This is a genomic window from Pseudofrankia coriaricola, from assembly GCF_001854805.1.
In the GTDB taxonomy this organism is placed as follows: domain Bacteria; phylum Actinomycetota; class Actinomycetes; order Frankiales; family Frankiaceae; genus Pseudofrankia.
In genome coordinates, this window is record NZ_MBLO01000207.1 from 40,658 (window position 1) to 62,951 (window position 22,294).

Sequence of the window (22,294 nt, forward strand, 5' to 3'; positions counted from 1 at the left end):
CGGCGGTCACAACGGTAGTGTTGGGTGCGTCCCGGTCAGCACGGGGGAGGTGGAGGCGCGGTGTCCGATCCCCGCTCGGGCTCTGGCTCCGATGGGAGCACGGGTCGTCCTGGTGACGCCGAAGCGGCACGAACGTCGGCGTACCAGAAGGAAGTGCACGAGCTCACGACGCAGGTCGCCTTCCTCGAGGAGGAAGTGGCCATGTTGCGACGGCGGCTGTCAGAGTCGCCCCGGCAGGTCCGGGTGCTCGAGGAACGGCTCGCTGAGATCCAGTCGGACCTGGCGAGCTCCACGGCACACAACGAGAAGCTGGTGGCCACCCTCCGGGAGGCACGTGACCAGATCGTCACGCTCAAGGAGGAGGTCGACCGGCTGGCCCAGCCGCCGAGCGGCTACGGGATCTTCCTGACCCCGTACGACGACGGCACGGTCGACGTGTTCACCCAGGGCCGAAAGCTTCGGGTGACGGTCTCGCCGAACGTCGTCATCGACGGGCTGCGCCCAGGCCAGGAGGTCATGCTCAACGAGGCTCTCAACGTCGTCGAGGTGCGGGCCTGGGAGCGGCACGGCGAGATCGTGCTGCTCAAGGAGATCCTCGAGAGCGGCGACCGGGCGCTCGTCATCGGGCACACCGACGAGGAGCGGGTGGTCATGCTGGCCCAGCCGCTGCTCGACGGCCCGGTGCGCGCGGGCGACTCGCTGCTCATCGAGCCGCGCAGCGGCTACGCCTTCGAGCGGATACCCAAGTCGGAGGTCGAGGAGCTCGTCCTGGAGGAGGTCCCCGACATCGGCTACGAGCAGATCGGCGGCCTCAAGGGCCAGATCGAGTCGATCCGCGACGCCGTCGAGCTGCCGTTCCTGTACAAGGACCTCTTCGTAGAGCACAAGCTCAAGCCCCCGAAGGGCGTGCTGCTCTACGGCCCGCCCGGCTGCGGCAAGACGCTCATCGCCAAGGCCGTCGCCAACTCGCTCGCCAAGAAGGTCGAGGCGCTGCGCGGCAACGGGTCCGGTCGGGCGTTCTTCCTCAACATCAAGGGCCCCGAGCTGCTCAACAAGTACGTCGGCGAGACCGAGCGGCAGATCCGGCTGGTCTTCCAGCGGGCGCGCGAGAAGGCGTCCGAGGGCATGCCGGTCATCGTGTTCTTCGACGAGATGGACTCGATCTTCCGCACCCGCGGCTCGGGCGTGTCCTCGGATGTCGAGAACACGATCGTCCCGCAGCTCCTCGCCGAGATCGACGGTGTCGAGCTGCTGGAGAACGTGATCGTCATCGGCGCCTCGAACCGCGAGGACATGATCGACCCGGCCATCCTGCGCCCCGGCCGGCTCGACGTGAAGATCAAGGTCGAACGGCCCGACGCCGAGGCGGCCAAGGACATCTTCGCGAAGTACGTCCTGCCCGAACTGCCGCTGCACCCGGACGACGTGGCCGAGAACGGCGGCAGTCCCGAGGCCACCGTCCAGGCGATGATCCAGCGGACCGTCGAGCGGATGTACTCGGAGAGTGAGGACAACCGCTTCCTCGAGGTCACCTACGCCAACGGCGACAAGGAGGTCCTGTACTTCAAGGACTTCAACTCCGGTGCCATGATCGAGAACATCGTGGCCCGTGCCAAGAAGATGGCCGTCAAGGAGCTCATCGAGGGCGGCGTCAAGGGCATCCGGATGCAGCACCTGCTCCAGGCCTGCATGGACGAGTTCAAGGAGAACGAGGACCTCCCGAACACGACCAACCCGGACGACTGGGCCCGCATCTCCGGCAAGAAGGGCGAGCGGATCGTCTACATCCGCACGCTCGTCACCGGCACCAAGGGCACCGAGGCCGGCCGCTCGATCGACACCATCGCCAACACGGGCCAGTACCTGTAGAGGCAGCTCCGAGGCCGGCCCGCCCCCGCATCCACCGGGGACGGGCCGGCCTCGCGCGTTCCGCGACGAGACCAGACCGCCTGGTAGTTGGTGACGTGCAGCAGCGGGTGGCCGTGCGGGCGTGGAGGGCTCGGCACCGAGCGCAGCGAAGGAAACGCACGGACGAGGCCACTTCGGATTGGTGACGTTCAGCGGTAGGTGACCGTGCGGGCGCGGAGGCGCGCCTCGCGGAGGCCCGGCCCACGAGCGCAGCGAAGTGGGTTGGGCCGCAGCGAGGTCGCCGTAGCGCCCTGTTCGCGGAGGAGGACGCCGCGCGGAGGTCCCGTGGGAGCGAAGCGAGTACGGGGCCGGAGCGCGGCGCCCGGACGGAGCGAACCAATAAAACTGCGGGGCTGTCTGGCCGACCAACCGGCCGCCGACCGCCTACGCTGACAGAGTGAGCGTTCGCCGGATCATGGGTGTGGAGACCGAGTACGGCGTCTCGGTGCCTGGTCAGCCCAACACCAACCAGATGCTCGCCTCGTCGTTGGTGGTGAACTCGTATGCCAACCGGACGGCCAGCGGCGGCAGCCGGGCCCGCTGGGACTTCGAGGAGGAGTCCCCGCTGCGGGACGCACGCGGCTTCGAGACGCCACGCGAGCCCGTCGTCGACCCGTCCGCGCCCGCCAACGAGGACGACCTGGGCCTGGCGAACGTCATCCTGACCAACGGCGCCCGGTTCTACGTCGACCACGCCCATCCCGAGTACTCCGCCCCCGAGTGCACCAACCCACGCGACGTGGTGCTCTGGGACAAGTCCGGCGAGCGGGTCATGGCCGAGGCCGCGCGGCGCGCCCTGCACGTCCCCGGCACCTACCCGGTGCACCTCTACAAGAACAACACCGACAACAAGGGCGTCTCCTACGGCTGCCACGAGAACTACCTCATGGCCCGGTCGACCCCCTTCGGCGAGATCGTCCGCAACCTCACCCCGTTCTTCGTCACCCGCCAGGTCTTCTGCGGCGCCGGCCGTGTCGGTGTCGGCGTCGACGGCCGCACCGCCGGCTACCAGCTCAGCCAGCGCGCCGACTTCTTCGAGGTCGAGGTCGGGCTCGAGACCACCCTGAAACGCCCCATCATCAACACCCGCGACGAGCCGCACGCCGACCCGGAGAAGTACCGCCGGCTGCACGTCATCATCGGCGACGCCAACATGAGCGAGATCGCCACCTATCTCAAGGTCGGCACCACCGCGCTCGTGCTGTCGATGATCGAGGACAGCTGGCTCACCGTCGACCTGTCCGTCGACGGGCCGGTCGCCGCCCTGCGGGCCGTCTCCCACGACCCGAGCCTTCGCCACCTGGTCACCCTGCGCGACGGGCGGAGGATGACCGCCATCCAGCTGCAGATGGAGTACCTCGAACAGGCCCGCAAGTACGTCGAGGACCGCTACGGCACGGACGCCGACGCGCAGACCGTCGACATCCTCGCCCGCTGGGAGTCCGTTCTCACCCGGCTCGAGGACGACCCGATGACCTGCGCCCGCGAGCTCGACTGGGTCGCCAAGCTCTCCATCGCCGAGGGCTACCGCACCCGCGACAACCTGCCCTGGAACGACCCGCGGCTCCAGCTCGTCGACCTGCAGTACCACGACGTCCGCGCCGACAAAGGCCTTTACAACCGGCTCGTCGCCCGCGGCCGGATGGACCGGCTCGTCACCGAGGACGACGTCGTGCGCTCCATGACCGAGCCCCCCGAGGACACCAGGGCCTACTTCCGCGGCCGTTGCCTCGCGCAGTACCCGCAGCAGGTCGCCGCCGCCAGCTGGGATTCGGTCATCTTCGACATCGGCCGCGACTCCCTGCAGCGCGTCCCGACCTTGGAGCCGCTGCGCGGCACCAAGAGCCACGTCGGCGCCCTGCTGGAGCGCTGCCGCACCGCCGCCGAGCTCGTCGACGCCCTCTCCGGCAAATAAGGACGGGCGCTGGGGCGCCCGTCCGTCGGGCGCCGAGCCTGACCTCCCAGATCGGCTCCGCAAGCTCCCAGACCTGCTTGATCGGCGAAGCCGATCAAGCAGGAACCCGGATCCGGCAGGGACCCTGCTCCCCACGTGGTTCCGGGGTTAGGGCATATGACCGGGGTTGGTCTGGTCTCGGCTTGAGGACGTTGCTAGGGCGACGCAGCGCTGATGCGCCGTCACCACTCGGTGGCTGGGTTGCGTGGACGGGCTGCCGGCACGACGTCAGGCCAGTTGACGCGCCCCGGCCGCCGTCCAGCGCCCAACGCCGCTGTGGGGCGCGATGGGCCGCGCCGTGCCAGGGTGGTGAGGACGGCGCCGCCTGTGCGCTCCGTGGCCGCCCTGACGGGCCGCGCGACGGCCTCACGGGGCCGTGACGTGGCTGAATGGGCGCGGCCGGGCGTGGGTAGCCTTCGTTGCGCTGAGGGCTGACGGCCGGACGGAGGCCGACGTTCGTGATGAAGTGGTGCTCTCTCGATCCGCCGAAACCAGTCGGTGGGCCGGGATAGTGTGATCGCAGGCGACGACGCCCGGGCTGGTCGACGACATGACTGGCCATCGGCACCGCCGGCGCGGATAGCTCGCCAGACACCGGCTTGGTCCGGATACGGGCCTGGCAGGGCCTGGGCGGCGGCGCCGGCACGGACGGGCGGCGCAGGCGCGCCGGCCGCGACGACAGGAGGCAGTCATGCCGAGCAAGGACACCAGCGGGGGCCAGACCCACGGCAGCCGTCGTGACGACGACACCGAGGAGGTCGAGGTCGAGGAGCGTTCCGCCTCAGATCTCAAGGAGCGCCACGAGAAGCTGTCCGAGGACGTGGACTCGCTCCTCGACGAGATCGACGACGTTCTCGAGGAGAACGCGGAGGAGTTTGTCCGCGGCTATGTGCAAAAAGGTGGAGAATAGTCGAAATTCCAATCTTACCATGACTGATTGATAGACGTCAAGACCCGGTTCTCTAAGCGCGTTTGTGCAGGTCACGGCCTCGGTGTACCTATGTCCCATGATCACAAAGGCGTGTCGGGACTGTGGCGTCGAGAAGCCCCTCGATCAGTTCCACCGTGACCCGAAAGCCAGAGACGGCCGGCATAGCTACTGCATCGAGTGTTTCCGTCGGCGTGGCCGGGAGCGGTACTACCGGAGGAAGGCGGGCGACCTTACGAACCTTCGGCGGACTCGTCCGCTGGTGTCCGACGGGTACCGGGTGTGCCCGGACTGCGGCGAGCGCAAGCCCGCCGCAGAGTTCGCTGCGAAGAAGAACGCGGCGGACGGCCTGCACACCTATTGCAGACCGTGCAACAACGCGCGTTCGTACGCCAGCGCGCGACGTCTGCACGGCAGCACCCGCAGCCGTGCCCTCCTGTTGAGATACGGCCTGACGGAGCAGGACGTCGAAGCGATGGTTGCCGAGCAGCGTGGCCTTTGCGCGATCTGCGTGGAGAGACCGGCCGCCCACGTGGACCACGACCATCGTGCCGGCTGGGTCCGGGGTGTGCTGTGCTTCACCTGCAACGTCGGGCTGGGCAACTTCGGGGACGACGAGTACGGGCTGCGGCTGGCGGCCAGGTACCTCCGGATGCACCAGCACCGAGGTTCGCCGTTGATGGCGGCGCAGGGCTTCCGGGTGTGCATGTGCTGTGGCAAGCGCAAGCCGTTCGCGGACTTCGCGGCCCGCCGGAGCGAGGGTGCCAAGGTCGGTGAGGATCGCATGCAGCCCTGTTGCTCCGCTTGTCTCGGGGCCCGCGGGCGTGGTGACTCGGGGAAGTGGCACGGTGACGTTGTAGGTACGCGTATCCGTCGGCGGTTCGGTCTGACGGAGAGTCAGGCTGACGCGTTGGTGGCCGCCCAGGGGGCCGCGTGTGCCGTCTGTCGGATTCGTCCGCCGGAACACGTGGACCACGACCACGCGTCCGGTCGGATCCGTGGCATCTTGTGCTTCACCTGCAACACCGGGATGGGCAACTTCGGGGATGACCCGGACCGCCTGCTGCTGGCGGCGAACTACTTGAAGGGGGATGCGTGCCGGATCCAACTAGTGGTGTAGCCGGGCGTCTACCGTCCGTGTTCATGATGCCGGGAACGTCGTCGTTCACCGAGTTCCTGTCGCTCGCGTCGCCTGACCTGCTGCCCGGGAGCCGGCAACAGCTGCCGGTGCCCGCGACCGAGGTGGCGCACGGGACGACGATCGTGGCGGTGACCTTCCCCGGTGGCGTGATCATGGCCGGTGACCGCCGGGCGACCCAGGGGAACCTGATCGCGACCAGGGACGTGGAGAAGGTGTTCCACGCCGACGAGTACTCGGCGGTCGGCTACGCCGGCACGGCCGGCGTCGGCGCGGACCTGGTGAAGCTGTTCCAGGTCGAGCTGGAGCACTACGAGAAGATCGAGGGCGCGGTCCTCAGCCTGGACGCGAAGGCGAACCGGCTCGGCTTCATGGTCAAGGGCAACCTGCCGATGGCCCTGCAGGGCTTGGCGGTGGTCCCGCTGTTCGCCGGCTACGACCTCGACAGCGGCGCCGGGCGGATCTTCTCCTACGACATCGCCGCGGCCCGCTCGGAGGAGAAGGGCTTCCACTCGATCGGCTCCGGCTCGCTGTTCGCCAGGGGCGCGCTGAAGAAGCTCTACAAGGACGACCTGTCGGAGGAACGCGCCGTCCGGATCAGCCTGGAGGCGCTCTACGATGCGGCGGACGACGACTCGGCGACCGGTGGGCCGGACATGGCCCGGCGGATCTTCCCGGTGATCGCGGCCGTCACCGCCGACGGGTTCCGGCGGTACGCCGACGACGAGGTGGGGGCCGTGGTGGATGCCCTCGTCGCGGACCGCATGACGAACCCTGGAGGATGACGTGACCATGCCGTTCGGCGGCTACGCAAGCCCGGAGCAGTGGGTCCGGGACAAGTCCGAGTACGCCCGCAAGGGCATCGCTCGGGGCCGCAGCGTCGTGATCCTCACCTATGCGGACGGCATCCTGTTCGTGGCCGAGAACCCGTCCACGACGCTGCACAAGATCAGCGAGGTGTACGACCGGATCGCGTTCGCCGCGGTCGGCAAGTACAACGAGTTCGAGAACCTGCGCACGGCCGGGATCCGGCTGACCGACATGAAGGGCTACACCTACGACCGGCGGGACGTGACCGGCCGGGCGTTGGCGAACGCCTACGCGCAGACCCTCGGCGCCATCTTCACGGAGTCGGTCAAGCCGTACGAGGTGGAGATCGTCGTCGCGGAGGTCGGGCAGACGCCGGAGTCGGACCAGATCTACCGGCTGACCTACGACGGCTCGATCGCGGACGAGCGGGGCTTCGTGGCGATCGGCGGCCAGTCCGAGCAGGTGAACACGTCGCTGCGCGAGCACCACACCGCTGGCCAGCCGCTGGCGGCGGCGCTGCGGGTCGCGGTGACGGCGCTCACCGCCGGCGTCCAGCCCGGTCCCGGCGTGGCGGCGGGCAACGGCGAGCGGGTGCTCTCGTCGGCCAACCTGGAGGTGGCGGTGCTCGACCGCACCCGGGCGCGCCGCCAGTTCAAGCGCATCGTCGGCGCCCAGCTCGAGGGCCTGCTCGCGGAGACGGCCGCCGCGGCGGACTGACGGTGTCACGAGAAATCCCCGCTGGTCCGCGTCCGCGAACCGGCGGGGATTTCTCTTTGGTGCCCACCGCCGCGGCTGCAGGAGCCTCTCGAGGCCACTGATGCCCCGCCTGGCGATCCGAAGCGGCCTGGCAGGAATCCGCCGCCTGACGGCGGCCCGGCGGCCCGCGGCTGCCGTCAGGCGAGCGGTCCTGCCTGCGCCGCCATGACCGCGGCGCGCCGGCCGGGCCGTCTCGGCTATGCCGTCTTGGCCGCGTGCTCGTCGAGGAACGCGAGGGCGCGCGACCAGGCATCCGCGGCGGCCTCGGGGCGGTGGACGGAGGCCCGGTCGTCGCTGTGGAAGGCGTGGCCGGCGCCGGGGTAGGAGACCAGCTCGGTGGGGACCGGCGCCTTGGCCGCAGCCTCCCGCAGCGCGTTGATCTCCGCCAGCGTGATCAGCGCGTCTTCCTCCCCGTAAAGGCCGAGCCATGGGCCGCGCAGCGCCGGGGCGAGCTCGACGAGCGGCGCGATGCCATCCCAGTAGGGCGCGCTGACGGCGCCCCCGTAGAACGAGACCGCGGCGGCCAGCGGCGCGCGGGTGGCGGTGGCGAGCGCGACGGTGCCGCCCATGCAGAAGCCGATGATCGCGCGGCTCTCCTCGCCGACGCCGGCCGTACCCAGGTAGGCGAGGGCCGCGTCGACGTCGGCGGCGATCTCCGCGCCGGTGAACGCGAGCATGTCGGTGGCCGCGGTCGGCCAACCGCCCGCCGCCGGGGTCTGAGCGATCCCCTGGCGGTGGTACAGGTGCGGCGCGGCGGCGAGCCAGCCGGCGGCGGCGAGCCGCTCGCAGACGGAGCGCAGGTACGGGGTGATGCCGCGGGCGTCGTGGACGACGACGACGCCGCCGCGCGGCGCCCCGGCGGGGGCGCGGACGGTCAGTGGCGCGCCGCCGGGGGCCGCGGCCTCGGTGGGCGTGTTGTGGGCATGGGACATGGCCCTATCGTCTCCGCCCCGCGGGAGTGATGGCGGCCCGGGCGGGGGAGCGGGGCGAGGCCGTCCGGTGGGATGTCGGAGTTGCCCCGCGGCGTCGACGCCGGGCGTCGGATCCTCTATCCGGCCCTCTGCCGGGACTCTGCCGCCGGTTCGCGACGACACGCCGCGAGGCGCGTGCGCACGCCGGCTCGCTGCCACAGGATCGGCGCGAACGATAGCGGACGGTGATGGTGGTGGGTGCCTGTCAGGACGGGCACGCCGCGGGCGGGAGGGGCCGGGTGCTGACGGGCGAGGGAAACGACCCCGGCGGGGGCGGTGCGCGGGACTCGGTGGCCGGCCCGGATGGTGGCCGTGGCGGTCCGCGCCACCGCGCGCCCGGCAGGACCACGGGACCCGGCGGCATCCGCGGCCGGGGCACGGGCCCGCGCGGCCCGCGCGCGGAGCCGGCGTGGGCCGTGCCGGAGCCGTACGCGCCGGGCCGGCCGGGGCCAGGCACCTTCACAACCGGGCCGTATGGGCCGTACAGGGCGGATGGGGCGGGCCCGGCGACGCGGGCCGCCGACGGCGGTGGGCGGCAGGCTCGGCGGCTCGTCGTGCTCGTCGTCGGCATGGCGGTACTGGTCGGGGTGCTGACCAGCCTGTACGGGTGGACCGTCACCAGCCTGCGCCCGCGCTCCCTGCCGGTGCTGGCGGCGGGCCCGGCCGACGCGGCGAAGGCACTCGCCGAGCAGCTGTCGGACACCGAGCCGGGGGCGTTGCGGGTCCGGGTGGTCGCCGACGGCGACGCCGCCGACGCGGCGCTGCGCGCCCGCGAGGCCTATGCCGCGTTCGTGGTCGGGCCGAGCGGGCTGTCGCTGCACGTCGCGTCGGCCGCGAGCCCGGCCGTGTCGGAGGCGATGCAGCACGGCATCACCCAGGTCGCGCCGAACGCCGAGATCCCGGTGGTGGACGTGGTGCCGAACGCGCCGGCCGACCACGTCGGCGGCGGGCTGTCCGCCGGCTACCTGCCGCTGGTCCTGGTGGTCGCCGCCGGCGGGGTGCTGCTCGCGCGGGCGACCCCGCGCCGCCGCGTGAGGCTCGCGGGGCTCGTCGGCCTCGCCGTGGCGGCGGGGGCGTCCGGGGCCGCGGCGCTGCGCTACGGGCTGGACGTGCTGCCTGGCTCCTACCTGGCCGCGGCCGGGGTGCTGACGCTGCTGTCGCTCGCGGTGGCCGGCACGGTCCTGGGGCTGGGCGCCAGGGCGGGGACGGCGGGGCTCACCGGCGGGTTCGTGTTCTTCGTGGTCGCGGCGGCGCTGTCGGCCTGGTCGTCGGCGCCGGAGATGATGCCGGCCCCGTGGGGGGGTCTCGGGCAGCTGACCCCGCCGGGCGCCGGCGTGACACTGCTGCGGTCGGCGGCCTACTTCCGGGGCGCCGGCGGCGGGGACCCGGCGGCGGTGCTGACGGTGTGGGCGGCGCTCGGGGTGGCCCTGGTCATGGTCGGCGACACCCGCGGCTGGCTTGGCGGCTCCCGGCGCGCCGAGACGCCGGACGAGGACGACGACGAGGCGGTCGGCTTCCCCGGCATCCCCGTGCCGGTTCCCGCCTCGGCGCCGACGCCGGTCGTGCCCGCGCCGGCGGCGGACGTGTGGGCTCGGGCGGAGAGCTCGGCGCGGACCGTGCCGCCGGCCGGCCCGCCGGTCCGCTGAGCGGTCGCCCGCCGTCCGGGCAGGCGGCCCGGCCTACCCCTGGCCTGACGGCCCGCCCGCATGTCCGGGAGGGCCACGCCAGGCCGCTCGCGGGCGGCCGCGAGCTTTCGGCCCGGTCGGCCGTGGGGCCGCCGTCGCCGCGGGAGATGGCGGCGTATGTCGCCGGGCGTAGCCGAAATGACGAGTTTTCTGACGGTTCGTGACGCCGACCGGCCCGGCGTGCCGAATTCCCGGGGCCGGCGCGTGCGTCCGGCCGCGCGGAGACGGCGACGCGCATAGGGTCCAGGTGTGGATCGCCGCATCTTCGGCCTGGAGAACGAGTACGGCGTCACCTGCGTGTTCCGCGGCCAGCGGCGGCTGAGCCCGGACGAGGTGGCCCGTTACCTGTTCCGGCGGGTCGTGTCCTGGGGCCGCAGCAGCAACGTGTTCCTGAAGAACGGGGCGCGCCTCTACCTGGACGTGGGCAGCCACCCCGAGTACGCCACACCGGAATGCGACTCCGTGCCCGACCTCGTCACCCACGACAAGGCCGGGGAGCGCATCCTGGAGGGCCTGCTGGTGGAGGCCGAGCGGCGGCTGCGCGAGGAGGGCATCGCCGGCGACATCCACCTGTTCAAGAACAACACCGACTCGGCGGGCAACAGCTACGGCTGCCACGAGAACTACCTGGTCGGCCGGCACGGCGAGTTCTCCCGGCTCGCCGACGTGCTGGTCCCGTTCCTCGTGAGCCGCCAGATCCTCTGCGGGGCCGGCAAGGTGCTGCAGACGCCGCGCGGCGCGGTCTACTGCATCTCCCAGCGGGCCGAGCACATCTGGGAGTCGGTGTCGAGCGCGACGACCCGGTCGCGCCCGATCATCAACACCCGCGACGAGCCGCACGCGGACGCCGAGCGCTTCCGCCGGCTGCATGTCATCGTCGGCGACTCGAACATGTCCGAGACGACGATGCTGCTCAAGGTCGGCGCGACGGACCTGGTGCTGCGCATGGTCGAGGCGGGCGTCGTGCTGCGTGACATGACGCTGGAGAACCCGATCCGCGCCATCCGCGAGGTCAGCCACGACATGACCTGCCAGCGCAAGATCCGGCTGGCGAACGGACGGGAGGTCAGCGCGCTCGACATCCAGCGGGAGTACTACGCCAAGGCGGTGGAGTTCGTCGACCGCCGCGGCGGTGACGCGGTCGCGAAGCGGGTGCTCGACCTGTGGGGCCGTACGCTGCTGGCGATCGAGACCGACGACCTGGAGCTGGTCGCCCGGGAGATCGACTGGGTGACGAAGTACGTGCTCATCGATCGTTTCCGCGCCCGCCACGACGTGTCGCTGGCCTCGCCGCGGGTCGCCGAGCTCGACCTGAAGTACCACGACATCCACCGCGAGCGCGGGCTGTACTACCGGATGGAGAAGGCGGGGCTCGTCGAGCGGGTCACCCGTGACCTGGACATCTTCGAGGCGAAGTCGAAGCCGCCGCAGACCACCCGGGCGCGGCTGCGCGGCGAGTTCATCAAGCGGGCGCAGGAGAAGCGCCGCGACTTCACCGTCGACTGGGTCCATCTCAAGCTCAACGACCAGGCCCAGCGCACGGTCCTGTGCAAGGACCCGTTCCGCTCCGTCGACGACCGCGTCGACAAGCTGATCGCGTCCATGTAGGGCGCTCCCGTTGCCGGACGCTCCGCGCCCGCAACCGGGCAGCGCCTGTCGGGCGCTGGGCGCCCTCCCCACGTGGTTCCGGGTCCTGGCATATAGCGGTGGTAACGCTGGGTCCGGGCTGACGAGGTGGTCGGGTTGGCGCTGCGCTGAGGCGCCGTCACCAGCGGTGGTCGGGTTGCGTTGCTTGCTCGCTGGAACGACACCGTCCCATCGTGTGATTTGACATCGAACCCGTGGGATGCCCGGGTGTTGCGCACTCTCATGACTTTTCGCTGGCGTGCGAAACAGCGGCGCCGCATATGGATGACTGTCCGCGTTTCGTGCTTTCTGGTCGGTCGTGGTGCGGGCGGTCCGGGTCGCAGCGTGGCGGGGAGCGTTTGTCCACGTCTTGTGCTTCTGGCCGGTCGTGTCTCGGCGGTGGGGGTCGGGGGTTTGGCGGGGGAGCGTTGTGGGGGCGGTGGCCTGGGGGAACTGGGGCGGGCGGTGGTGGCGGAAGGGTTTCGGGCTCTGCGAGGATGCCTCCGGATCTGGTCGGCATCCGCTCGGTATCTCGTCGGAAGGCGCGCCGGCAGGTCGTCCACGTCATCCGCCGCCATCCAGGAAGGACGCACCCTCCCGTGACGACGAGTCTTCGCCCCGTGCCCACCCGTCCGTTCGCGCCGCTGGCCGCCGCGGCTGGTTCCCGCGGCCGGGGGCACGGTCGGCGGGTCGTCGCCGGCTGTGCGGTGGCGGTGGTCCTGCTGGGCGCCGCCGTCGCCGGGTGCGACGCGGGTACCGCCCCCGACGGCACCGCCGCGGCCCCGGTGACGACGAAGGCGCCCGTCACCGAGGCGCCGACCGTGCTGCCGGTCGTGGGCAACCCGACGAACCTGACGGTCGAGCCGGCTGTCGGCGCCGGCGTGGGCGTGCCGCCCACGGCGCTGACCGTGAAGGATCTGGTCGTCGGCCAGGGTGCCCAGGCGAGCCTCGACAGCAACGTGACGGTCAACTACGTCGGCGTCCTGTGGAACACCGGCGAGAAGTTCGACGCCTCCTGGACCCAGGGCGAGCCGGCGACGTTCACGCTGAGCCAGGTCATCGCCGGCTTCGCCCAGGGCATCGGCGGCAGCGTCAAGGACAGCGTCGAGGGCATGCGCGTCGGCGGCCGGCGGATGATCATCATCCCGCCCGCGCTGGGCTACGGGCCGCAGGGTGGCAGCGGCCCGATCAAGGTCGACGACACGATCGTCTTCGTCGTGGACCTTCTCGACCTCGGCGGTTCCGGGGCCGCGGGCGCCACCACCGCCCCGACGGACCCCGCGGCCAGCAGCTGACCGGCGCGCGGGCGCGTATCCGCGTTTCCAGCCGGACGGCCAACAGGCACCCATGGGCCGGCCGTCGCAGCCCCCAGCGGGCCGCAACAGGCGGCATAATACGGATCCACGGGAGCCCGTGGCGGGCGCGCGTCGAACTGCTGTGCGGCCTCGCGTCCCGGTTGCCCTGACGGCAGATAACCTCACCGGGTGTGTCCCGTCGACGGCTGGAGCGGCTGCTCAACCTGACGATGTGCCTGATGGCGACGTCGAGGTTCCTGACCGTGTCCGAGATCGGCGACATGGTCGAGGGCTACGAGCCGGGCCGAGACGGCGACGAGCACGAGGCGTTCCGCCGGATGTTCGAGCGGGACAAGCAGTATCTGCGCGACCTGGGCATCCCGCTGGAGACCGGGTCCGACTCCTACGGTGACGAGGTCGGGTACCGGATCCGCCGCGACGACTACGCGCTGCCCGAGATCCGGCTGACCCCGGACGAGGCGGCGGCGCTGGCGCTCGCCACCCGGCTGTGGTCGACCGCGTCGCTGGCGGCGCCCGCGGCGAGCGCGCTGCGCAAGCTCGCCGCTGGGGGAGCCGCCACCAGCCCCGGCCTGGGCCCCGGTCCGCCCGGTGAGGCCCCCGCCAGGCCGGCCGGGGCGCCGGGGCCGGCGGAGCTGTTCGGCCTCGACGGGCTCGAGCCGCGCGTCGACGCGGCCGAGGCGGCGTTCGAGCCGTGCCTGGCCGCTGTCCAGGAACGCCGTGCCGTGCGCTTCCCGTACCGCAAGCCGGGGGAGGCCGAGCCGGCGGAGCGCCTCGTCGAGCCGTGGGGCGTGCTGTCCTGGCGCGGCCGCTGGTACCTGGCCGGGCACGACCGCCGCCGCGGCGCGCCCCGGGTGTTCCGCCTGTCCCGGGTCACCGGGCCGGTGCGCCCGGTCGGCCCAGCGGGCGCGGTGGCGGTGCCGGCGGGTGTGGACCTGCGGGCGATGGTGACGATGTCCTCGTCGTCCGTCCCCGACCGGGTGCGCACGGCGACGCTCGCGGTCCGGGTCGGCGCCGGCCATGCGCTGCGCCGCCGGGGCCGCCCCGCCGCGGTGTCCGGCGCGGCCGGCGTACCCGTCCCGGTGGGGGAGGCCGGCGAGGCACGCCCCGGGGTCGGCGCGGACATGGAGGTGCTGCGGATCGGCTTCGCCGACGTCGAGCGGATGGCCCGCTGGGTGGCCGGCTACGGCGCCGACGTCGTCGTCCTCGACCCGCCGGACATGCGCGCCGAGGTCGTCCGCCGGCTGCGCGCCGCCGCCGGTGGCGCGGCCGCCTCGGCCTCCGTCCCGACGACCGCCGCCGTGGGCACCACGGACACGGCTGGCGGCGCCGGCTCCTCGGCCTCCGCCGCGGGAGCGGGCGGTAACGGCGGCGGGCGGCGCCGGGCCGACGGGCCGGCGGGCCGGGCGGCGGGCCGGGCGGCGGGCGAGGCGCCGTCGGAGGACCGGCTGTCCCGTCTGCTGGCGCTGGTGCCGTGGCTGCGCGCGCGGCCGGGGGTCTCCGTCGACGCGGCCGCCGCGGCGTTCGGGATCACCGCCCGCCAGCTGCGCGACGACCTGGACCTGCTGTTCATCTGCGGCCTGCCCGGGGGCGCGCCCGGTGACCTGATCGACATCAGCTACGAGGGCGGACAGATCACCGTCGTCGACCCGCAGACCCTGGACCGGCCGCTGCGCCTGACCGTGGACGAGGCGACCGCCCTGGTCGTCGCCGCGCGGGCGCTCGCCGACCTGCCGGGCCTCGCCGGCCGGGAGGCGCTGGAACGGGCGGTCGAGCGGATAGAGGAGGCGATCGGCAGCCGCCCGACCGAGCGGGTCGGCGTCCAGCTCGACCCGCCGAACGAGGTGCTGACCGTGCTGCAGCGGGCCCTGCGGGAGCGGCGCCGGGTGCACCTGCGCTACCTGGTCTGGTCGCGCGACGAGCTCACCGAGCGCGATGTCGACCCGATGCGGCTGCTGTCGATGGACGGGCACTGGTACCTGGAGGGCTGGTGCCACCGCGCCGAGGCGGTGCGGATGTTCCGTCTGGACTCCATCGTCGGCGGCGCCGCCGGCGTGCGGGTGCTCGACGAGCGGGCGGCCCCGCCGCCGGACGCGGCCGTCCGTGACGTCAGCGCCGGGGTGTTCACCCCGGGCCCGGGCGACCTGCTCGCCGTCGTCGACCTGTCCGCCTCCGCCCGCTGGGCGGCCGACCACTACCCCGTCGAGTCCACCGCGGAGCTGCCGGGCGGCGGCCTGCGCATGACCCTGTACGCGACCGGGACGGCGTGGCTGCGCCGCCTGCTGCTCGGCCTCGGCGGCGACGCCAGGGTCGTCGGCCCGCCCACCCTCGTCACCGAGATCCACGACGCGGCCGCCAAGGCCCTCACGGCCTACGACGACACCGCCTCTTCCTGACAGGCGCGCGGGTAGGGTGATCGGTCATGCCGTGGGTTCTGGTCGACGTCGCGCTGATCGTCGGGTCACTCCTGCTGCTCGTGCTGTGTGCCCTGGCCGTGTGGCGCAAGGTCCGCGCGGCGCGGTCCACGGCGGGCGAGCTCAAGGAGCAGGTCTCCGGCCTGTCGGCCGAGACCACAGCCCTGTCGGCCCGGCTCGACACCGCCGAGGTGACGGCCCGGCTCGCCGAGCGATCCGCGGCGGGCTGACCGACCGACCGGCCCGGGCTCGGTGATCCGCCGCCGTCATTCCTCCCGCGCTGTCCGTAAATCTCGGCGGATGACGTATGTGGTCTGACCAGCCAGGACGGCGACGTAAGGGCCGATCGGCCGGCTTCATACGCCGGAAGATTCATACGCCGGAAGATGCAGGTAGACGGGTTGTGGGCTCATTCCGTCATCTGTGGGTTACCTGGCTGTTGTCTGTTCCGACCTATGCTCTCGACGTAACATCAGGCTCGCACCGGTCGCAGCACCGGTCATCGGACACCGGAGGACGTCTGCCATGCCGAACCTGGGTACGACCGAGATCATCATTATCGCGATCGTGGTGCTGGTCCTGTTCGGGGCGAAGAAGCTGCCCGAGGCCTCACGGTCGCTCGGCCGCTCCCTGCGGATCTTCAAGGCGGAGACGAAGGGCCTGCGCGAGGACGACGTAACGCCGACCCCTGCGCCGTCGCCGAAGCCGATCGCCACCCCGAAGGCGGAGCTGGAGTCGTCGGAGGTCGACGCGCTGCGCAAGCGGGTCGCGGAACTCGAGCACGATGCCGTGCAGGCCCCGTCGGCCAACGGTGTCGGCCCGGTCGAGGCCCAGCAGCAGCACTGACCCCTCGTGCCGCCGACGGCACGAGACTCGGGCCGGTGGGGGTCGCGTCGCACGCCAGCCCGGTGCGGGTCGGCGGCCTGACCACGTCGATTCGCCGTCGTACCCGGGTCGGCGGCCGGGCGGGCCGACAGGCCGACCTCGCCGCGCCCCCGGCCGTGGCGCGTCGTGACGGGTGGCCGGCGGCCTTCCGTAGACCCACGTCCCCGACCCAGTGAGCAGGAGCGGCCCGAACGTGCCTGGCCTCCCTTCGCCGCGGCGCCTCGCCTCGTCTGTCAACCACCGGCGCACGCGCACGGTGGAGGACAGCCGGATGCCGCTGACCGAGCACCTGCGCGAGCTGCGCAACCGGCTGTTCAAGGCACTGCTGGCGTTCCTCGCCGCCTTGGTCGTGGCCTTCGTCTTCAAGAACACGATCATGCACTGGCTGACGGGGCCGTACTGCGACCTGCCCGCGAAGCTGCGCGCGCAGCAGGCCGGCCAGAACTGCCAGCTGTACTTCTTCGACATCACCGGCGCCTTCATGATCGAGCTGAAGGTCGCCGCGATCGCGGCCGCGGTGCTCTCCGCGCCGGTCTGGCTCTACCAGCTCTGGTCGTTCATCACGCCGGGCCTGCACCGCCACGAGCGGCGCTGGGCGCTGACCTTCGTGGCCACCTCGCTGGTGCTGTTCGCGGTCGGCGGGTTGTTCGCGTACCTGACGCTGGAGACCGGGCTCAGGCTGCTGCTCGGCTTCGGCGGCGAGCACCTCGTCAGCCTCCTGTCCGCGGATAAGTACCTCAGCTACGTGATCGCGATGCTGCTCATCTTCGGCATCTCGTTCGAGGTCCCGCTGCTGATCTGCCTGCTCAACCTGGCCGGGCTGGTGACCACGAAGCGGCTGCGGTCGTGGCGGCGGGCCGAGATCTTCCTGACGTTCGTGTTCGCCGCGATCGTGACGCCGAGCCAGGACCCGTTCACCATGTTGGCGCTCGGCCTGCCGATGATCGTCCTGTACGAGCTCGCGCTGTTCATCGGCTGGCTCAACGACCGCCGCAGGAAGCTGCGCGGTGACACGTCCGTCTACTCGGACCTCGACGACGACGCGGCCTCGCCGCTGGAGTTCGACGACTCCGGTGAGTCGCGGCGCGTGGCGGCTCTCACCGCGCAGGCCCAGCAGGACGGCCGGGCCGGCCGCAAGGCCCGCAAGCAGCTCGCCGCGCTCGCCGCGCTCGCCGAGGCCGGCGCGCCGGCCGACTCGGCCGGCGCCGCTGCCGGCGACGCCACCTGAGCGGTCCGGCAGCTCAAACCACCCGTCCATCCGCCGGCCCACCTGCCGGGCGGCGCCGCCCGGCGCCCGGGCTGGCCTGTCGGTCCGGTCCCGTAACCTGAAGGCGTGACCTCCCAGCCACCCGAGCCGGGTGCGGAAGTCGACGCCGCCACGGGGGCGGACGGCGACGTTGGCGGGGTTGATCCCGCTGACCGCGCCCCGCGTGCCCACCAGTCGTCCGCCAGGTCCGCCGTCCCGGCCGCCCAGGACGGCCTCCCCGCCGCCGGTGCGGCCCGCGGCGCCGGGCCTCCGGGCGAACTCGCCGATCCCGACCAGTTCTCCTACACCGCGGAGCTCACCAGCCGGGAGACCGGGCCGTGGCCGGCCCCCGCGGCCCCGGCCGACGAGCTGACGGCCGAGCTGGACGCCGAGCTCGCCCTGGAGCTCGAGGCGGAGGCCGAGGAGAAGCCCCCCGGGGTGGCGGTCACCGACCCGGTGGTGGCGCTGGCGCAGTTCGCGGCGCGCTACCCGTTCGGGCTCGACCCCTTCCAGGTCGAGGCCTGCGAGGCCCTCGCCGCCGGCGAGGGAGTGCTCGTCGCCGCGCCGACCGGCGCCGGCAAGACGATCGTCGGCGAGTTCGCCGCGTTCCTCGCGCTGCGCGGCGGGCGGCGCTGCTTCTACACCACGCCGATCAAGGCGCTGTCGAACCAGAAGTACGCCGACCTGGTCGCCGCCCACGGCGTGGCCAACGTCGGCCTGCTCACCGGCGACACCTCCCGCAACGGCGACGCCCCGGTGGTGGTCATGACCACCGAGGTGCTGCGCAACATGCTCTACGCCTCCCCGGAGGGCAGCCACCGCTTCGACGACCTCGCCTACGTCGTCATGGACGAGGTCCACTACCTCGCCGACCGGCAGCGCGGCGCCGTCTGGGAAGAGGTGATCATCCATCTGCCGGCGCATGTCCAGCTGGTGTCGCTGTCGGCGACGGTGAGCAACGCCGAGGAGTTCGCCCAGTGGCTGGTCACCGTCCGCGGCCACACCCGGGTGATCGTCTCCGAGCACCGGCCGGTGCCGCTGTGGCAGCACGTCCTGGCCGACCGCGCGCTCTACGACCTGTTCGTCGAGGACGCCGCCCCGCTCGGTGACGTCTACGGCGGCCCTCGCGCGCTCAAGCCCGCGGGGCCCGGGTCCGGTCCCGGCCCTGGTGCCGCCGCCGGCCGGGATCGGGCCCGCGACGGCGCGCGCGGCGAGCGGCCCGGCCGCGTCGGCGCCCCCGGACGGCAGAGCCGCGCGGCCCGCGACGCCGGGCCAGCCCGGCCGGGCCGGGGTGGCCGTAACAGCCATGATGGTCAGCGCGGCCGCGACGACCGCCCGGCCGGGGCCGGCGACGACCGGAACGGCGCGGGGGACCGGGCCGTCGGGGCGGTTGCCTCGGACGGCCGGCCGGTCAACCCCGAGCTGCTGCGGCTGGCCCGGCTGGAGAGCTCTGGGCCGGAGTGGTCGCGCTCCGGGCGGCCGGGCCCCGGCGGACGGCCGCGGCGGCGGCCCTGGGTGCCGAGCCGCCCGCAGGTGATCGAGCGGCTCGACCGCGACGGCCTGCTGCCGGCGATCACCTTCGTGTTCAGCCGGGTCGGCTGCGACGCCGCGGTGGCGGCCTGCGCGGCCGCCGGGCTGCGGCTGACGACGTCCGAGCAGGCCGCCGAGATCCGCGCCCACGTGCGGGCCCGCACCGCCGGGATCCCCGACGGCGACCTGCGCGTCCTCGGCTACTGGGAGTGGCTCGACGGGCTGGAGCGGGGCCTGGCCGCGCACCACGCCGGGATGCTGCCGGTGTTCAAGGAGGTCGTCGAGGAGCTGTTCGTGCGGGGCCTGGTCCGCGCCGTGTTCGCGACAGAGACGCTCGCGCTCGGCATCAACATGCCGGCGCGCACCGTCGTCCTCGAACGGCTGTCGAAGTTCAACGGCCAGACCCGCGCCGACATCACCCCCGGCGAGTACACCCAGCTCACCGGCCGGGCCGGCCGGCGCGGCATCGACATCGAGGGCCACGCGGTGGTGCTCTGGCAGCCGGGGCTGGACCCGCTGGCCGTCGCCGGGCTCGCCTCGACCCGCACCTACCCGCTGCGCTCGTCGTTCCGCCCCTCCTACAACATGGCCGTCAACCTGGTCGGCCGGCTCGGCGCCGAGCGCGCCCGCACCGTGCTGGAGTCGTCGTTCGCCCAGTTCCAGGCCGACCGGGCCGTCGTCGGGCTCGCGCGCCAGGTGCGGCGCAACCAGGCGGCGCTCGACGAACTGACCGCCGAGGTCGAGTGCGACCGGGGCTCGGCCCACGAGTACGACCAGATCCGGCGCGACATCCGCGAGCGGGAGAAGCGCCTCTCGCGCGAGGGCGCGGCCCACGGCCGCGCGGAGGCGGCCGAGGCGCTGGCGCGGCTGCGCACCGGCGACGTGGTCCGGGTGCCGGCCGGGCGGCGGATGGGGCTCGCGGTCGTGCTCGACGTGGCCGTCGACCCGCGCTCCGTCGACGAGCCGCGCCCACTGGTGCTCACCGCCGACCGGCAGGTCAGGCGGCTCTCCCTGATCGACTTCCCGGTCGCGGTCGAGCCGCTCGGCCGGGTGCGGGTGCCGCGGACGTTCAACCCCCGCGACGCCCGCTCCCGGCGCGACCTGGCGAGCTCGCTGCACCACGCCGAGCTGCGCGCCGAGCCCGGCAAGCGGGAGCGGGCCCGCTCCGCCGCGTCCGACGACGCCGAGCTCGCCCGGCTGCGCCGCGCGCTGCGAGCCCACCCGGTGCACGACTGCCCGCGCCGCGAGGAGCACCTGCGCAAGGCCGAGCGCGCGACCCGGCTGCGCCGGGAGACCGAGGCGCTGGCCCGCAAGGTCGAGGGCCGGACCAACACGGTCGCCCGCACGTTCGACCGGGTCCGCGCGGCGCTGACCGAGCTCGACTACCTGGACGGTGACACCGTCACCCCGAAGGGAGCGCGCCTCGCCCGGATCTACACCGAGCAGGACCTGATCGTGGCGGTCTGCCTCGACCGGGGCGTGTGGGAGCCGCTCACGCCGGCGGCGCTGGCCGCCGCGGTGTCGTCGCTGGTGTTCGAGCCGCGCGGCGACGACCTGGCGATGCCGGCGCTGCCCGGCGACGAGGACCTGCGGGCCGCGCTCGGCGCCACCCACCGGATCTACGTCCAGCTGTCCGGCGTCGAACAGGAGCATGGCCTGGACTTCCTGCGCCCGCCGGAGCTGGGCTTCGTCACCGCGGCCTACGGCTGGGCGTCGGGCCGGTCGCTGGAGCGGATCCTCGGCGAGGACGCGACCGAGCTGACCGCAGGCGACTTCGTCCGCTGGATGCGCCAGCTGCTCGACCTGCTCGACCAGATCGCCCAGACAGCCGGCGCCGGGTCCCCCCTGCGCTCCACCGCGCGCGAGGCCATGGACGCCCTGCGCCGCGGCGTCGTCGCCTACTCGATGACCGTTTAGCGCCCCGGGCCGTCAACGGGCGGAGCGGCGGCGGTAGATGACGGCGGAGGCGGTGTAGCCGACGAGCAGGATGCCGGCGCACCAGACCAGGGCGGCGGCCAGGTCCGAGCCGTCGGCACCGCCGCCGACGAGCAGGCCGCGGACGGTGTCGATCACCGGGGTGAGCGGCTGGTGGTTGGCGAACGCGCGCAGCGGGCCGGGCATCGTGTCGGTCGCGACGAAGCCGCTGCTGACGTAGGGCAGGAACAGGATGAAGAACGTCATCCCGTTCGCCGCGTCGGGGCTGCCGGCGAGCAGGCCGAGCGCGACCGACACCCAGGTGATCGCCAGGACGTAGAACGTGACGACCCCGATGGCGGCGAGCCAGCCCCCGACGCCGGCGTCGGGGCGGAAGCCGAGGCCCAGCGCGATGCCGATGACCAGCGCGGTCGCGACGGCGTTGGCGGCGAGGCTAGCGACGACGTGGCCGGTGAGCACCGCCGGGCCGCGGACCGGCATCGACCGGAACCGGTCGATGATCCCGTTCGTCATGTCGGCGGCGACGGCGACCGCCGTGGACGCCGCGCCCCACCCCGAGGCCAGCACGATGATCCCGGGGACGACGTAGGTCAGATACGCGGCCCGGCCGCCGCCGGCGTCAAGCGCGCCGCCGAACACGTAGACGAACAGCAGCAGGAGCATCACCGGCAGCGCGACGGAGATGATCACCGTGTCGGGCTGGCGCGGCAGCCGGCGCAGGCTCCGGCCGATCATCGCGGGGGTGCCGCCGCCGGAACGGGCGGGCCTGGTGGCGGCGGGCGGGCGGCGTGACGGGACGGCGGCGGTGGTCATCGGGTGTCCTTCCGGGACGCGGAGCCGGCGGTGAGGGCGAGGAAGACGTCGTCGAGGGTGGGGACCCTCAGCTCGACGCGCGCGACCTCGATGCCGCGGCCGTCGAGGTCGTCGAGCAGGTGGCGCAGGGCGGCCGCGGTGCCGTCGGTGGGCACGCCGACCCGGCGGGCCACCGGGTCCGCGTCGACGTCGACCTCGCCGCCCGCCAGGCCCGCCCCGGTGGCCGCCGCGTCGGTGTCCGACGCCGCGGACGACGCCGCCGCGGTTGGCGGGGGAGCCGTGGGCTGGGCGGGCACGGCGGCGCGCAGGGTGGCGACGGCACGGGAGTAGGCCGCGTCGTCGGGGAACGTCAGCTCGGCACGTTCGGCACCCAGGCGGGCCT

The 22,294-nt window shown here is 73.0% G+C and carries 16 protein-coding genes and 1 pseudogene; 14 read left to right on the forward strand and 3 right to left on the reverse strand.

What is annotated here, in order from left to right; all coding sequences use genetic code 11:
- The first annotated feature begins 60 nt into the window (after positions 1 to 60).
- The 6 genes from arc (at position 61) to prcA (ending at position 7,455) form a co-directional block, all read left to right on the forward strand.
- Entirely contained in the window at positions 61 to 1,869 is a 1,809-nt protein-coding gene (arc, locus tag BCD48_RS22770) for a proteasome ATPase (protein WP_071050419.1), read from the forward strand.
- 436 nt (positions 1,870 to 2,305) lie between these two features.
- Positions 2,306 to 3,823: a depupylase/deamidase Dop gene (dop, locus tag BCD48_RS22775; RefSeq protein WP_349308044.1), complete on the forward strand. Its 1,518-nt coding sequence runs from the start codon at positions 2,306 to 2,308 to the stop codon at positions 3,821 to 3,823.
- A 730-nt stretch (positions 3,824 to 4,553) separates the two neighbouring features.
- Positions 4,554 to 4,772: a ubiquitin-like protein Pup gene (locus BCD48_RS22780; RefSeq protein ID WP_071050421.1), complete on the forward strand. Its 219-nt coding sequence runs from the start codon at positions 4,554 to 4,556 to the stop codon at positions 4,770 to 4,772.
- A gap of 97 nt (positions 4,773 to 4,869) precedes the next feature.
- A complete protein-coding gene (locus BCD48_RS22785; RefSeq protein ID WP_083419051.1) occupies positions 4,870 to 5,910 on the forward strand; it encodes an endonuclease VII domain-containing protein in 1,041 nt (346 codons plus the stop codon).
- A complete protein-coding gene (gene prcB, locus BCD48_RS22790; protein WP_198543355.1) occupies positions 5,886 to 6,713 on the forward strand; it encodes a proteasome subunit beta in 828 nt (275 codons plus the stop codon). The genes BCD48_RS22785 and prcB overlap by 25 nt, the downstream gene beginning before the upstream one ends.
- Position 6,714: 1 nt before the next feature.
- Positions 6,715 to 7,455, forward strand: coding sequence for a proteasome subunit alpha (prcA, locus tag BCD48_RS22795; RefSeq protein WP_071050424.1), 741 nt, complete (start codon positions 6,715 to 6,717; stop codon positions 7,453 to 7,455).
- Between the two features lie 236 nt (positions 7,456 to 7,691).
- On the opposite strand, the gene BCD48_RS22800 is transcribed toward prcA, so the two are convergent.
- A complete protein-coding gene (locus tag BCD48_RS22800) occupies positions 7,692 to 8,426 on the reverse strand; it encodes a dienelactone hydrolase family protein (protein ID WP_071050425.1) in 735 nt (244 codons plus the stop codon).
- 227 nt (positions 8,427 to 8,653) lie between these two features.
- Here BCD48_RS22800 and BCD48_RS22805 point away from each other — a divergent pair, with 227 nt between their 5' ends.
- The 8 genes from BCD48_RS22805 to BCD48_RS22840 all read left to right on the forward strand — a co-directional run bounded on the left by BCD48_RS22805 (position 8,654) and on the right by BCD48_RS22840 (position 21,081).
- On the forward strand, positions 8,654 to 10,111 hold the full coding sequence (locus BCD48_RS22805; RefSeq protein WP_241841926.1) for a hypothetical protein: 1,458 nt from the start codon (positions 8,654 to 8,656) through the stop codon (positions 10,109 to 10,111).
- 288 nt (positions 10,112 to 10,399) lie between these two features.
- Complete coding sequence (gene pafA / locus BCD48_RS22810) at positions 10,400 to 11,758, forward strand: Pup--protein ligase (protein ID WP_071050426.1); 1,359 nt, start codon at positions 10,400 to 10,402, stop codon at positions 11,756 to 11,758.
- A 617-nt stretch (positions 11,759 to 12,375) separates the two neighbouring features.
- A complete protein-coding gene (locus BCD48_RS22815) occupies positions 12,376 to 13,071 on the forward strand; it encodes an FKBP-type peptidyl-prolyl cis-trans isomerase (RefSeq protein WP_241841924.1) in 696 nt (231 codons plus the stop codon).
- A 191-nt stretch (positions 13,072 to 13,262) separates the two neighbouring features.
- Positions 13,263 to 15,485, forward strand: coding sequence for a helix-turn-helix transcriptional regulator (locus BCD48_RS55855; RefSeq protein WP_071050427.1), 2,223 nt, complete (start codon positions 13,263 to 13,265; stop codon positions 15,483 to 15,485).
- A gap of 26 nt (positions 15,486 to 15,511) precedes the next feature.
- Positions 15,512 to 15,733, forward strand: coding sequence for a hypothetical protein (locus BCD48_RS22825; RefSeq protein ID WP_071050428.1), 222 nt, complete (start codon positions 15,512 to 15,514; stop codon positions 15,731 to 15,733).
- 295 nt (positions 15,734 to 16,028) lie between these two features.
- The gene (tatA, locus tag BCD48_RS22830; RefSeq protein ID WP_071050429.1) at positions 16,029 to 16,349 is read left to right on the forward strand and encodes a Sec-independent protein translocase subunit TatA; all 321 of its coding nucleotides are present in this window, start codon (positions 16,029 to 16,031) and stop codon (positions 16,347 to 16,349) included.
- A gap of 232 nt (positions 16,350 to 16,581) precedes the next feature.
- Complete coding sequence (tatC, locus tag BCD48_RS22835; protein WP_071050430.1) at positions 16,582 to 17,616, forward strand: twin-arginine translocase subunit TatC; 1,035 nt, start codon at positions 16,582 to 16,584, stop codon at positions 17,614 to 17,616.
- 456 nt (positions 17,617 to 18,072) lie between these two features.
- Entirely contained in the window at positions 18,073 to 21,081 is a 3,009-nt protein-coding gene (locus tag BCD48_RS22840) for a DEAD/DEAH box helicase (RefSeq protein WP_491677166.1), read from the forward strand.
- A gap of 12 nt (positions 21,082 to 21,093) precedes the next feature.
- On the opposite strand, the gene BCD48_RS22845 is transcribed toward BCD48_RS22840, so the two are convergent.
- Together BCD48_RS22845 and BCD48_RS22850 are read right to left on the reverse strand one after the other, a co-directional pair.
- Complete coding sequence (locus BCD48_RS22845) at positions 21,094 to 21,912, reverse strand: ABC transporter permease (protein WP_083419054.1); 819 nt, start codon at positions 21,910 to 21,912, stop codon at positions 21,094 to 21,096.
- A pseudogene (locus tag BCD48_RS22850) lies at positions 21,909 to 22,294 on the reverse strand (DUF4162 domain-containing protein); the annotation flags it as partial. The gene BCD48_RS22845 and the pseudogene BCD48_RS22850, both read right to left, overlap by 4 nt.

Excerpts from the sequence above, each read along its gene's own strand:
- BCD48_RS22780 (WP_071050421.1), top strand. The coding sequence starts at position 4,554 with ATGCCGAGCAAGGACACCAGCGGGGGCCAGACCCACGGCAGCCGTCGT.
- BCD48_RS22805 (WP_241841926.1), top strand. The coding sequence starts at position 8,654 with ATGGTGGTGGGTGCCTGTCAGGACGGGCACGCCGCGGGCGGGAGGGGC.
- tatA (WP_071050429.1), top strand. The coding sequence starts at position 16,029 with ATGCCGAACCTGGGTACGACCGAGATCATCATTATCGCGATCGTGGTG.
- BCD48_RS22825 (WP_071050428.1), top strand. The coding sequence starts at position 15,512 with ATGCCGTGGGTTCTGGTCGACGTCGCGCTGATCGTCGGGTCACTCCTG.
- BCD48_RS22845 (WP_083419054.1), bottom strand. The coding sequence starts at position 21,912 with ATGACCACCGCCGCCGTCCCGTCACGCCGCCCGCCCGCCGCCACCAGG.
- BCD48_RS22785 (WP_083419051.1), top strand. The coding sequence starts at position 4,870 with ATGATCACAAAGGCGTGTCGGGACTGTGGCGTCGAGAAGCCCCTCGAT.
- BCD48_RS22800 (WP_071050425.1), bottom strand. The coding sequence starts at position 8,426 with ATGTCCCATGCCCACAACACGCCCACCGAGGCCGCGGCCCCCGGCGGC.